Below are 12,451 nucleotides of genomic sequence, written 5' to 3'. Positions count from 1 at the left end.
TACGTTGCAATATTTTTAGTAGAGAAGGAGTTCTGTGTATGAAGAAATTGTTAAATGTATTAGGTATTATTATCGTGATGATCATTGCGAGTTATAGTCTTATGAAAGTGCTGTTACATTATGCGAATAAGCCTGCTGAGGTAAATACAATAGCTCAAATAGAAGATGTGCAAGAAGAGACAAAAGTGCTAGATTTTATTCGAATGACACATGAAAGCTATAATAATTTCTTAAATTATGGTAAAGCAGAGAATTATACAGACGGGGATTGGAATCAATTTAAGCAATGGTTTCAACAACAAGAACAATCTTTAAAAAATATACATACGGAAATAAAGAATGAAAAAATAAAACGCGATGTAAATAGAAGCTATGAAATTGTAAAAAAAGGTGTGGAACTTCAAAATATTGAGTATGTAGTGTATGCCCACCGTGTATATCATGACTTGGATATTATCGTAAATAAATATAGAGGTGAAACGAATATCTGGGGGTATACGGAGTTTGGCGATGGGAAAGATATAAAAGTAATCGAACAAGCTATACAAACAAAATAATAAGCTAGCTAGAATTCTAGTTAGCTTATTTTCTTTTGTAAATGCAATGTTCATATATTATTCACAAAAACACCGTGTTAATAGTGATTAAAATCACAATCTGCATTATAAGATTCAGTTAAACTAAAAACAGTTAAGGAAATAGAGGAGTGGGATACAATGTTAAGTGCAAAAACAATTGAAATCGTAAAGTCAACAGTACCATTATTACAAGAAAAAGGTGTTGAAATTACAACGAGATTCTATCAAATTTTATTTTCGGAACATCCGGAATTGTTGAATATTTTCAACCATACGAATCAGAAAAAGGGAAGACAACAACAAGCGTTAGCGAATGCTGTTTATGCAGCTGCAACGTACATTGATAATTTAGAAGCAATTATTCCAGTTGTAAAACAAATTGGTCATAAGCATAGAAGTTTAGGGATTAAAGCTGAGCATTATCCGATTGTAGGTACATGTTTACTACGTGCCATTAAAGAGGTCGCAGGTGCACCTGATGAAGTTTTAAATGCATGGGGAGAAGCATATGGTGTAATTGCTGATGCATTCATTAGCATTGAAGCAGAGATGTATGAAGAAGCTGCACATAAAGAAGGTGGATGGAAAGACTTCCGCAACTTTGTGATTGTAAAAAAAGTGAAGGAAAGCGATGTTATTACGTCATTTTATTTGAAACCTGAAGATGGAGGGAAAGTTTCTTCATTCATCCCAGGTCAATATGTAACGATTCAAATCAATATTGAAGGTGAGACATATACACATAATCGTCAATACAGTTTATCCGATGCTCCTGGGAAAGAATATTATCGTATTAGTGTAAAAAAAGAAAAAGGTGTAGATACACCAGACGGTAAAGTGTCTAATTACTTACATGGACATGTAAAAGAAGGAGATGTTTTACCAGTAAGTGCACCAGCGGGAGATTTCGTGTTAAATATGGATTCAACATTACCAGTTGTACTAATTAGTGGTGGAGTGGGGATTACACCGATGATGAGTATGTTAAATACGTTAATTGAACAAGATTCAAAACGTAATGTATATTTTGTTCATGCAGCAATAAATAGTAATACACATGCAATGAAAGAACACGTTAAGGCAGTAGAAAATGAATATGAACAAGTTAAAGCATATACTTGTTATTCTGCACCGACTGAAAAAGATTTAGAAATGAAGAACTTTGATAAAGAAGGTTTCATTGAAAGTGAATGGTTAAAAACTATTATTCCGACAACTGAAGCAGAGTTCTATTTCTGTGGTCCAGTAGCATTTATGAAGCATATAAATGCTGCACTAACTGATTTAAGTGTGAAACAAGAGCATATTCATTATGAATTTTTCGGCCCAGCAACAAGCTTACAATAAGCAAAAAAACGAGGTATTTATTTTACCTCGTTTTTTATTTGTTCTCGTAATAAACGGTTTACTGTTTCACGGCGTATACCTATCAGTTGGCCAATTTCGGTTTGTGTTAATATTTCATATATAGGAATGTCACCTAAATATAGGGTGAACCATTCTTGTAAACGATGAAGACGTTCTTTCGGGGAGACGGTTGTCAATTGATCAATTCGTTGTTGCATCATTCTTAATTTAGATTGCAATTGCATAGCAATGTTAGCATACGATTCGGGATTTGCTTGAAGTCTCTCATACCATTCACTACTAGTGATCGGTTCCACTTCTGTTTTTATTAAAGCGATAGCTGTACCATGATATTCTTTCGGTGAAATTAAAGAATGATGAGGTATCGTTTCACCTGGAACGATAATGTTGAATAAAAATGGTGTTCCGTTTTCTTCTAGCCGAACTACTTTTAATAAGCCTGTTTTTATAAAGTATAAAGGACCGTCCTCGCCTTGACGGAATAGTACATCTCCTTTGTGTAGAATCAATGTTAGCCCCCCATTAATATGTTTCTATTTCTTCTATTTTAGCGTATATGTATATAGACAATATGCTATTTCAACAGCAATTTCATTGACGAAATGTATGCTATTACAGTAGTATACTATTTAGTGTGTAATAGTACTAGCAATGAATACGCTGTAGGGGGTTTAGTATATTGTTAGATGCGATGAGAATGACGGATATGAGAATTCCGGCGAATGCTATCATTCATGTAGAAGAGATGAAAGGTGGAGTCGTTTTATCCGTTGAAGTAGACGGCCAAATTATTTATACGATGGCTTATGATGAAGAAACAGATAGTTATGCTGAATTATATGATCGAAAGGATAAGAGGGCGTGCCAAGTACATGAAGACTTCATGGGATGGTCACTTCTTCACTAAAAAAGATGTCAATATGACATCTTTTTTTATTAAATCGATAGAATATACAAAGAAATGAAATATAAGGATAAAATTTGTAATAATTGATTTTGCATTGTTAGCACTCTGTAACTGCAAGTGAACTATTTTTTCGCTATCATAAAGATAACAGTCGCAGTTATAGGAGTGGTCAACTTGAAGAAAGTACATATTTCAAATTATATGTTATTATGTGTTTGTTTAATTTTATTTGTTCTCCTCGGAGGATTTTTATATTCATGTGTATAAGAAAAACGCATTCTAAAAAGAATACGTTATAAAAGGGAAATAATGATTAATCTAGTTCCAAGAATAATTAACGTAATACGCAATAAATTAATTACGGCGTTACCACTTAGTTTTGTATTAATGTAAGCCCCGATTTTTCCGCCAATCCATGCACCCGGAATCAGGATTAATGCATAAATCCAGCTGACATTTCCAAGTGAGATGTGAGTTGCAGAACTTACAATTGCTGATAGAAATACGATGAACATTGAAGTTGCTACTGCAATATGTGCTGGGAATGCAAAAAGAAGCATCATTGCTGGAACAAGTAAGGCACCGCCACCAATTCCAAATAATCCAGATATAAACCCAACTATAAAAGCGATAAAGATAGCAAGAAACGGTGGGAATTGGTAGTGTACAGTATTTCCATCATTATCTGTAAAAGAACGCTTAATTACAGACGTATTTGAGAGGGAAAGAGGTTTTAATTTGTCTCGAAGCATAAGTAGAATTGAGACGAATATAAGGAAAATCCCAAAGTATAAAGAAAATGTGTCTTGGTTTAAAAATTTATTTGCCCATGATCCGATAATACCACCAGGGCCGCTTCCGATAAATAAAATAAGTCCACTTTTATAATCTACTCGCTTATGCTTCATGTAAGTAAGGGTGGAAGATAGTCCTGTGAAAACGACTGTTACCATAGAAGTCCCTACTGCAAGTTGTGGTGATAAACTGTGTAATCCAATTAATAACGGAACAATAATAATTCCGCCTCCAAGCCCAACTAGGCTGCCGACTGTTCCGGCGATTAGTCCGATGAAAAGTAACATGATGTATTCCAAAATTGCCAACTCCTCTAAATAACTTATCCATCAATTATTATACACGCTTTTTAATGAGAAATAGGCTTGTTCACAAAAAAGTCGTCTTCCTAGAAAAATAAGGAAGACGACTTTTGATTAGAAAACAAAATGTAATAGGTAGTAAAACAGAGCAGCTAAAGAAGCTGAAATAGGAAGTGTAATAACCCATGTAATTAACATACGTTTTGCAGTTCCCCATTTTACCCCTTTCACACGGTGAGAAGCACCAACCCCTAAAATAGAAGAAGAGATAACGTGCGTCGTACTAACCGGTAAGTGAATGAATGTTGCACCGAAAATAACAAGTGATGATGATAAATCGGCAGCTACACCATTTACAGGACGAATTTTCATAATTTGTCCACCGACAGTTTTAATAATTTTCCATCCACCGACAGAAGTACCAAGCCCCATTGCGATAGCACAAGATAATTGTACCCAGAACGGGATATCGCTAGAAGTATGATAGTTATTAGCCATAAGAGCCATCGTAATGATTCCCATTGCTTTTTGTGCATCATTCGTACCGTGTGTGTAGGCTTGTAATGCTGCAGTGAAAATCTGGAATATACGGAAGTTCTTATTCGTTTTTGTTAAGTTAAAGTTTTTAAATACTACTTTAAAAATACTGTATACGATATAACCAATAACGAAAGCGATAATCGGTGAAATGATTAAAGCTTCAATAATTTTAATAAATCCTTTAAGATTTAGCGAGCTAATCCCAGCGGCCGCAATTGCTGCACCTGCGATTGAGCCGATAATTGCATGCGAAGAACTACTTGGAATACCGTAGTACCAAGTAATTAAGTTCCAAGCTATCGCCGCAAGCAAAGCAGCTAAAATTACAAGAGAACCATTTTGTAAGGCGAATGGATCAACGATATCTTTTGTAATCGTTTTTGCTACACCTGTAAATGTCATTGCGCCTAAAAAGTTCATAATAGCCGCCATAATAATGGCATGTCTAGGCTTTAGAGCTTTCGTTGAAACAGCCGTTGCAATAGCGTTTGCTGTATCGTGAAATCCATTGATAAAGTCAAAAGCTAAAGCGCAAATGACTACTAAAACGGTCAGTATCAAGAGTGTATCCATGATCAAACTCCTTACGCGTTCTTCATAATAATTGTTTCTAATACGTTTGCAACGCTTTGACAGCTATCAGCTACTTCTTCAAGCTCTTCGTAAATCTCTTTAAATTGAATAATCTTAATCGGATCTTTTTCACGAGAGAATAAGTTCTTAATCGCATGACGGCGAATATCATCACACTGTGATTCATAATCCTTAATTTTAATCGCATTTGTACGAATGTCGACTAATTTTTTGTTAGACATTAATTCAACAGAGTTTGCAATCTCAATCGCACATTGATTAATTGCTTCTACGAATTTAATCATGTATTCATCAGCTTCTGTAATAGAATACATTTCGAACAGACCAGCACTGTGATCTAATCCGTCTAATACATCATCCATACTCATTGCAAGTTGTAGGATGTCCTCACGCTCAATCGGAGTGATAAACGCTTTGTTTAACTCCATAATGATTTCGTGAATAAATGAGTCACCTTTTGACTCATACTCTTTCATGCGCATAGAAAACTCTTTTAAATCGCTAGCATTTTTAATTTTATACTCCACGAAAAACTGCGCGCCTTCTTTTAAATTTTCGGAAACATTCATTAACATTTCAGAAAATTTATCTTTTTTTGATTTAAAGACCATTATTGTTACCCCCACAAAAGTAATATATGTAAAATATATTGGCTAATCAATTCTAACAAAAAACTGTCGTTTTTAAAACATTTTATCGAAAAGTTTACAAAACTTAACATAACTCTCGTTGTTCTATTAATAATATTAATATCCAATAGTGAATATCTTACTTGTAGAATGTCCTTTTCTTGCAAAAAGTATGAATGCAAAAGAAAAGCTTTACACTATAGGAATGACTACGTTATTATAATAAATTTAAAAGGCGGTATATTCTTCCTTTTAAAAAGAAGAGTGTAAATAAATGAAGGAAGTGAATGAATGAAATTGAAGAACACTCATTTTAAAAAAATGCTTGAGTGGTTCAATAAGAGGAAGAAACTTCGTAATTCATTAATTGTATTGGGAAGTGTATTCGTTACTCTATTTATTGCTGTAAATATAATAATTTCCATTCAAGACATATCTGAATTAAAACAAGCTGTTCCACAACCGACTTTAATTTATGATGCAAATAATGAGGTCGCAACTAAATTAGCTTCTTCGAAAACAGAAGGTGTTAAAAGAAAAGATATTCCTGATATTATGGTTCAGGCAATTGTTGCAGTAGAAGATAAGGAATTTTTTAACCATCATGGTATTTATTATAGTGGAATTATAAGTGCGGTTTTTAAAAATATTACAGCAGGAGAAGTTGTAGCAGGGGGAAGTACAATAACACAACAACTTGCGAAAAATGTATTTCTGACACAAGACCGCACATACTCCCGAAAAATAAAGGAATATTTTTTAACGAAAAAAATAGAGCGCACGTATACGAAAGATGAAATCATTGAAATGTATATGAACCAAATTTATTTTGGTGAAGGTGCTTGGGGTATAAAAAGGGCAGCTAAATCTTATTTTGATAAAGATGTAAAAGATTTAACAATTTCAGAAGCTGCAACGATTGCGGGCTTGATTAAAGCACCATCTGCGTATTCACCTTATAAAAACTTTAACAAGTCAATTGAAAGACGTAATGTCGTATTAAGTTTAATGAAAGAGCAAGGGTATATTTCTGACGAGCAGTATAATAAAGAAAAAGAGAGCGGACTTGTGTTAAAACGTGGCGTTGATGATAAATACAAGGGAAAATACTCTCAATATGTAGACTATATTGTTAGAGAGGCGATGGAAAAGTACGAATTAACACAAAATGAAATTTTAGCGGGTGGTTATCGTATTTATACAGAGCTTGACCCGAAAAAACAACAGGCTGTAGAAGACGTTGTGAATAATGATAGTTATTTCAAAGATAGTGGCTCAGACCAACTTATGCAAACGGGTGTAGTTCTTATGAACCCCAAAACAGGTGGTGTACCAGCTCTAGTTGGAGGCAGAGGGCCGTATCAGTTTTTACAGTTTAACCATGCAACCCAATTAAAAAGACAACCTGGCTCAACGTTAAAGCCTTTGGCTGTATATGTACCAGCGTTAGAACAAGGATATGAAGTATACGATATATTAAAAGATGAACCATTTAACATTAAAGAATATAAACCACAAAATAGCGATCATACTTTTCACGGTGATGTGACAATGTATGAAGCTGTGGCAAAGTCGTACAATGTTTCAGCTGTGTGGCTATTAGAACAAATTGGATTAGATAAAGGATTGAAATCTTTAGAGCGATTTGGTATCCCATTAGTGCCAGAAGATCGTACGTATCCGATTGCTTTAGGCGGTATGCATGTGGGGACATCTCCATTTGTAATGGCTCAAGCATACAGTACATTTGCAAATGATGGAGTCCAAGTGGAAGCTCATGCAATTAGGGAGGTACAAAATGCTGAAGGTGAAACGCTTGGAAAGTGGTATAAGAAAGAGACACGAGTGACGAGCGAGAAAATTTCTCAAAAGATGACATATTTATTAAAAGGTGTTGTCGAAAAGGGAACGGGCGAAAAGGCGAAAGTTAATAATGTTGATACGGCAGGTAAGACAGGAACTACTCAAATTGTAAATGGCCCGAGCACCGGTGCAAAGGATTCATGGTTTGTTGGATACACGCCAGATTTGGTAGGTGCGATTTGGGTAGGATATGATAAAACAGATAGCGATCATTATGTTCCGGGTGGTAGTCAAATTACGACGACAATGTTCCGGGATATTATGAAAAAAGCAAACGCAAATCCAGCTCAAAAAGCATTCCAGTTATCGCTCATATCTGAGGCTGATTATAAAAAACAATTGACTACAATAGAAGAGGAAAAACGAAGAAAAGAAGAAGAGAAGAGAAGGAAAGAAGAGGAACAACAACGAAAACAAGAGCAACAAGAGTGGCTTGATAAAGTGAAAGAATGGATTCCTTCATTTTGGTAAAAGAAAGAGGCGAATAAAAAAATTCGCCTCTTTTTTTGTATGAAAACAAAATAAAATTTTAATCGGTAGAGATTTTTGTCTATCTTAATTAGCTATTAATCCATATCCGTTGAGATACATGATATTACTCATTAAGTACAATATTCGTACTGCCAAAGGATTCGGAATCGTATGTGACGATTATTTTGCCTTTACTAATAGGTTCGTAAGGCAATTCTTCTTCGTAATTACCATTATTTTCATTGTGGATAGAAAGTGTAATTTCATCGATTTTTTTATTCGTATACTGATCTTTAATCGTTTCAGCAATTTGGAGTAACGCCTCGGAACTAGAAGCTTTCGTAATAAGCATTCCTTTTATAACTTTTTTTTCATTATTTGTTGCATTGGAATAAGGGATGTTGCTTTGTTTTGTATACAAAAGTTTGTATGGAACAGTTTTTCTCTCTGCTTTTGATATAGTGGAATATTTTAGAGTTAAAAAAAATCCTACACATAAAATAATGCATACCATAAGAGCAAACCAAATGCGTATTAGTGACATAACTCTCATTTTCATCCCTCTTTCATATCTTTGACTTCATTATTTATCATACAAAAAGAGGATTAAGATAGAGTAAATTTGAGGTAAAGAAACGTAAAGAAGGAGCACTTATCCTCCCAAATAAGTGCTCCTTTCTATATAAAGAGAGATTTAATGCACGGTTAAACGATACATATTATTATAAATATATTTTTCAAGTGAAAATTAGTAAATTCGGAATACAGATAGTGTTGCAGTTGTATCGCCCGTGTTTGGAATAGAAATAGTGTTTGCTGTAGGTTGTACAGAAATTGTTGTACCAGCTTGTAAAGTAACGATTGTAGAGAACGATACAGCACTACCGATAACGTTAGTTGAGAAATTACGAGTAGGTGGTTGGCCGTTGAATGAAATACCGAATCCAAACGGTGAAGAGCCTGGGAAAGTTGTAGACGCTGAGAAACTAATATCATATACGCCTGTTTCTAAAATTGTTAAAGTATCTGCAGTGTCATTAAAATTAATGTTATTTATTTCGAAAACTTGATTAAATTGGATGTTTGTTCCAGGGGATATTGTTTGAGCATTGGAGTTTCCGATTGCCGCGATCGTTACAGGAATTGGCGTACCCGCTGGTCCAGTAGCGCCAGTAGCACCCGCTGGTCCTTGAGCACCTTGCGCACCAGTAGCGCCAGTAGCACCTGCTGGTCCTTGGATACCTTGAGGTCCAGTAGCGCCAGTAGCACCCGCTGGTCCTTGGATACCTTGAGGTCCTTGAGGTCCAGTAGCGCCAGTAGCACCCGCTGGTCCTTGAGCACCTTGCGCACCAGTAGCGCCAGTAGCACCCGCTGGTCCTTGAGCACCTTGCGCACCAGTAGCGCCAGTAGCACCCGCTGGTCCTTGAATACCTTGAGGCCCAGTAGCGCCAGTAGCACCTGCTGGTCCTTGGATACCTTGAGGTCCAGTAGCGCCAGTAGCACCTGCTGGTCCTTGGATACCTTGAGGTCCAGTAGCGCCAGTAGCACCCGCTGGTCCTTGGATACCTTGAGGCCCAGTAGCACCTGCTGGTCCTTGAATACCTTGAGGCCCAGTAGCGCCAGTAGCACCCGCCGGTCCTTGAGGCCCAGTAGCACCAGTAGCACCTGCTGGTCCTTGGATACCTTGAGGTCCAGTAGCGCCAGTAGCACCTGCTGGTCCTTGAGCACCTTGCGCACCAGTAGCGCCAGTAGCACCCGCTGGTCCTTGAATACCTTGAGGCCCTTGAGGTCCAGTAGCGCCAGTAGCACCCGCTGGTCCTTGAATACCTTGAGGTCCTTGAGGTCCAGTAGCACCAGTAGCACCTGCTGGTCCTTGAGGTCCTTGAGGCCCAGTAGCGCCAGTAGCACCCGCCGGTCCTTGAGGCCCAGTAGCACCAGTAGCACCAGTAGCACCTGCTGGTCCTTGGATACCTTGAGGTCCAGTAGCGCCAGTAGCACCTGCTGGTCCTTGAGCACCTTGCGCACCAGTAGCGCCAGTAGCGCCAGTAGCACCCGCTGGTCCTTGAATACCTTGAGGTCCTTGAGGTCCAGTAGCACCAGTAGCACCAGTAGCACCTGCTGGTCCTTGAGGTCCTTGAGGTCCAGTAGCGCCAGTAGCACCCGCTGGTCCTTGAATACCTTGAGGCCCTTGAGGTCCAGTAGCACCTTGAACACCTGCTGGTCCTTGAGCACCTTGAGGTCCTTGAGGTCCAGTAGCACCTTGCGCACCCGCCGGTCCTTGAGGCCCGGTAGCACCAGTAGCACCCGCCGGTCCTTGAGGCCCAGTAGCACCAGTAGCACCAGTAGCACCAGTAGCGCCAGTAGCGCCTGTTGCTCCTCCACCTCCAAGACAACCTGATCCGTATTGAACTAGGATAGTTTGGATCTCTGTTATGAGTCTAACTAGTTTGTCGATCGTACAACAATCTACTTTGAATAACTTAGCGATATACAATAAATAATTAAGCAAGCTTTGTAGCTCAACGTACAATGCTCCGCACGAGAAAGGTGTTGTTCTTAAAATAGTTAATAGATTAGCAATAATAGAATTTCCAATTTGTTTTTGTGCTGGAGATAAATCTAAGCAATTGAGGAATTTTTGTAAGTTATTTAGGGCAGCGATCAAGTTATTGATATTATTTTGAGAAGGGTTTTGAAAGACAGCTTGAATAGCTTGGCCAAGAGCTTGAAGAAGTCTAACGAATTCTGTAAGTTCGGACTTAGAGATGTTAATGTGACTGCAAGTTCTGACTTCACAACAATCATTACCATAAAATACTTTTCCTTTATTTTTATTGTTCATCTTTTCATTCCTTTCTTTCATAGAATCAATAGTCATTACTATATATTAAAATGAAATTTCTACTAAATCCGTGCTGGACAAACTACCATTTCTAAAAAAATAAGAAATCGGCCCAGCTAGCAAAAAATAAGTAAAATATAGAGAAGGTTTTATATAATGTAAAGAAGAAAAGTTCAACATAAAAACTGCATGTCAATTGTTGAAGGATGTAACAATTGACATGCAGTTCGTGGATTGGATTTTATTTGTATTGATTTAATCTTTCAAGGGCTGTTTTAGGTAAGATTGGAATTGAAATAGTAAAAGTAGTACCATCTTCATTACTAGTCATTTTTAATGTACCGTTATGATTTTGAATAATTTTTTTCGTTACTGACAAGCCCAAACCTGTGCCGGAATCTTTTGTTGAGAAGAATGGATCAAAGATATAGTCTTGAATCGCTGGTGGAATACCAGTCCCATTATCAGTGAAAGTAATACGAACAAAATTATCTAGGCGGTAACTAGTGATTTGGATAGAAAGTTTTTTTTCTCCTTGAGCATCGACAGCGTTCTGGAATAAGTTTAAAAAAACTTGCACAAGTTCATGACGATCAATATGAACTAATATATCATCTAATTCGGTAGAAAAATTATAATCAATTGAAATGTTATGTAAAAAGACTTCGCTAGCTAGTAACTGTTGAATATACTCACGTAAAAATGTATTAATAGGAAAGGGTTCTCTTTTAAATTCACGTGTTTTTGAAAGAGATAAAAATTTTGTAATGATACTATTTGCTCGATCTAATTCAGGAATAAGTAAATTTTTAAATAGTTCTTTATTAGATGGAGAAACACTTTCTTGTAAAAATTGTAAGTATCCTCGTACTGTTGTAAGAGGATTTCGTACTTCGTGTGCAATTCCAGCTGCGATTCGCCCTGCTAACGAAAACTTCTCTGCATCACGTTCTGTATTTAAATAATGAAAGACACTAATAACTCTAAAAATCTCCCCGTTATAATCACGAATAATTCGGTTATTTATAATGCCATAGTTTTTGTCTAAAACTTCTTCATTATATATTTCTGTTCCCGTTTTTAATGTTTCAATCGCTTTAATTTTTTCTTCCGGCAAGTTTAGTAATTGTTGAATCGGTTTTCCGATAATATCATTTCGTATTACACCGAAATCATCTGCAGCAACTTGATTACATAAAGTAATATTCCCTTTATTATCGACAAAAGTTACATGATGTGAAAAGGCATCAAAAATATGTACAAAGTGTTTTTCGAGTTGTTCAAATAAAAATAATGAATCACAAGTAAGTTGAAAATGAGCCTCTTTATTCTCTTTTGGTATTTCTTGAATGGAATGGGTTGTTCTAGTTTTCTTTATTCGTAAACCAATATGTGGATTTTTGTATGTGAAATGATGTGGTAATTGATTCACAAGTTCTTCATAAAAACGTACTTTATTTTCTAGTTCTTCAATTCGTTTTTCATGAGATACAGTAGCATCGTTTGGAAGCATAAATAAATAACCCCTCATTTTAAAAATTCTTCCATATAGTATATCATAT

11 protein-coding genes are annotated in these 12,451 nt (G+C 36.5%); 4 read left to right on the top strand and 7 right to left on the bottom strand.

Annotation, left to right across the window (positions count from 1 at the left end; translation table 11 throughout):
* Nucleotides 1-38 precede the first annotated feature (38 nt).
* Together IQ781_RS08240 and hmpA are read left to right on the top strand one after the other, a co-directional pair.
* Nucleotides 39-557 (top strand): hypothetical protein, encoded by a 519-nt coding sequence (locus tag IQ781_RS08240; RefSeq protein WP_000735227.1) that lies wholly within the window; start codon nucleotides 39-41, stop codon nucleotides 555-557.
* Nucleotides 558-716: 159 nt separating this feature from the next.
* Nucleotides 717-1,925 carry an NO-inducible flavohemoprotein gene (gene hmpA / locus IQ781_RS08235; RefSeq protein ID WP_000947336.1) on the top strand — a complete coding sequence of 403 codons (1,209 nt, stop codon included), beginning with the start codon at nucleotides 717-719 and terminating at the stop codon, nucleotides 1,923-1,925.
* Nucleotides 1,926-1,942: 17 nt separating this feature from the next.
* Here hmpA and IQ781_RS08230 read toward each other — a convergent pair whose 3' ends face one another.
* Entirely contained in the window at nucleotides 1,943-2,455 is a 513-nt protein-coding gene (locus IQ781_RS08230) for a Crp/Fnr family transcriptional regulator (RefSeq protein ID WP_000600589.1), read from the bottom strand.
* Nucleotides 2,456-2,625: 170 nt separating this feature from the next.
* Here IQ781_RS08230 and IQ781_RS08225 point away from each other — a divergent pair, with 170 nt between their 5' ends.
* Complete coding sequence (locus tag IQ781_RS08225; protein WP_000883008.1) at nucleotides 2,626-2,853, top strand: hypothetical protein; 228 nt, start codon at nucleotides 2,626-2,628, stop codon at nucleotides 2,851-2,853.
* Between the two features lie 293 nt (nucleotides 2,854-3,146).
* On the opposite strand, the gene IQ781_RS08220 is transcribed toward IQ781_RS08225, so the two are convergent.
* From IQ781_RS08220 to IQ781_RS08210, 3 genes are all read right to left on the bottom strand, one after another.
* Nucleotides 3,147-3,947, bottom strand: coding sequence for a sulfite exporter TauE/SafE family protein (locus IQ781_RS08220; RefSeq protein ID WP_000455762.1), 801 nt, complete (start codon nucleotides 3,945-3,947; stop codon nucleotides 3,147-3,149).
* A 117-nt stretch (nucleotides 3,948-4,064) separates the two neighbouring features.
* The gene (locus tag IQ781_RS08215; RefSeq protein WP_000380272.1) at nucleotides 4,065-5,063 is read right to left on the bottom strand and encodes an inorganic phosphate transporter; all 999 of its coding nucleotides are present in this window, start codon (nucleotides 5,061-5,063) and stop codon (nucleotides 4,065-4,067) included.
* 11 nt (nucleotides 5,064-5,074) lie between these two features.
* The gene (locus IQ781_RS08210) at nucleotides 5,075-5,695 is read right to left on the bottom strand and encodes a DUF47 domain-containing protein (RefSeq protein ID WP_000231449.1); all 621 of its coding nucleotides are present in this window, start codon (nucleotides 5,693-5,695) and stop codon (nucleotides 5,075-5,077) included.
* A gap of 309 nt (nucleotides 5,696-6,004) precedes the next feature.
* On the opposite strand from IQ781_RS08210, the gene IQ781_RS08205 reads away from it, so the two are divergent.
* A complete protein-coding gene (locus IQ781_RS08205) occupies nucleotides 6,005-8,047 on the top strand; it encodes a transglycosylase domain-containing protein (protein ID WP_000769242.1) in 2,043 nt (680 codons plus the stop codon).
* Nucleotides 8,048-8,171: 124 nt separating this feature from the next.
* Here the strand turns inward: IQ781_RS08205 and IQ781_RS08200 are convergent, their stop codons facing one another.
* The 3 genes from IQ781_RS08200 to IQ781_RS08190 all read right to left on the bottom strand — a co-directional run bounded on the left by IQ781_RS08200 (nucleotide 8,172) and on the right by IQ781_RS08190 (nucleotide 12,402).
* Nucleotides 8,172-8,600, bottom strand: coding sequence for a hypothetical protein (locus IQ781_RS08200; protein ID WP_001265569.1), 429 nt, complete (start codon nucleotides 8,598-8,600; stop codon nucleotides 8,172-8,174).
* Between the two features lie 195 nt (nucleotides 8,601-8,795).
* A complete protein-coding gene (locus IQ781_RS08195; RefSeq protein ID WP_242808281.1) occupies nucleotides 8,796-10,889 on the bottom strand; it encodes a Gly-Xaa-Xaa repeat protein in 2,094 nt (697 codons plus the stop codon).
* A 241-nt stretch (nucleotides 10,890-11,130) separates the two neighbouring features.
* Entirely contained in the window at nucleotides 11,131-12,402 is a 1,272-nt protein-coding gene (locus IQ781_RS08190) for an ATP-binding protein (RefSeq protein ID WP_000937244.1), read from the bottom strand.
* Nucleotides 12,403-12,451: the final 49 nt, after the last annotated feature.

The organism is Bacillus sp. N447-1 (assembly GCF_022701035.1).
Lineage (GTDB): Bacteria > Bacillota > Bacilli > Bacillales > Bacillaceae_G > Bacillus_A > Bacillus_A cereus.
This window is presented reverse-complemented; position numbering and strand designations above follow the sequence as displayed.

Excerpts from the sequence above, each read along its gene's own strand:
- IQ781_RS08190 (WP_000937244.1), bottom strand. The coding sequence starts at position 12,402 with ATGCTTCCAAACGATGCTACTGTATCTCATGAAAAACGAATTGAAGAA.
- IQ781_RS08195 (WP_242808281.1), bottom strand. The coding sequence starts at position 10,889 with ATGAACAATAAAAATAAAGGAAAAGTATTTTATGGTAATGATTGTTGT.
- IQ781_RS08210 (WP_000231449.1), bottom strand. The coding sequence starts at position 5,695 with ATGGTCTTTAAATCAAAAAAAGATAAATTTTCTGAAATGTTAATGAAT.
- IQ781_RS08240 (WP_000735227.1), top strand. The coding sequence starts at position 39 with ATGAAGAAATTGTTAAATGTATTAGGTATTATTATCGTGATGATCATT.
- IQ781_RS08205 (WP_000769242.1), top strand. The coding sequence starts at position 6,005 with ATGAAATTGAAGAACACTCATTTTAAAAAAATGCTTGAGTGGTTCAAT.
- hmpA (WP_000947336.1), top strand. The coding sequence starts at position 717 with ATGTTAAGTGCAAAAACAATTGAAATCGTAAAGTCAACAGTACCATTA.
- IQ781_RS08200 (WP_001265569.1), bottom strand. The coding sequence starts at position 8,600 with ATGAGAGTTATGTCACTAATACGCATTTGGTTTGCTCTTATGGTATGC.
- IQ781_RS08215 (WP_000380272.1), bottom strand. The coding sequence starts at position 5,063 with ATGGATACACTCTTGATACTGACCGTTTTAGTAGTCATTTGCGCTTTA.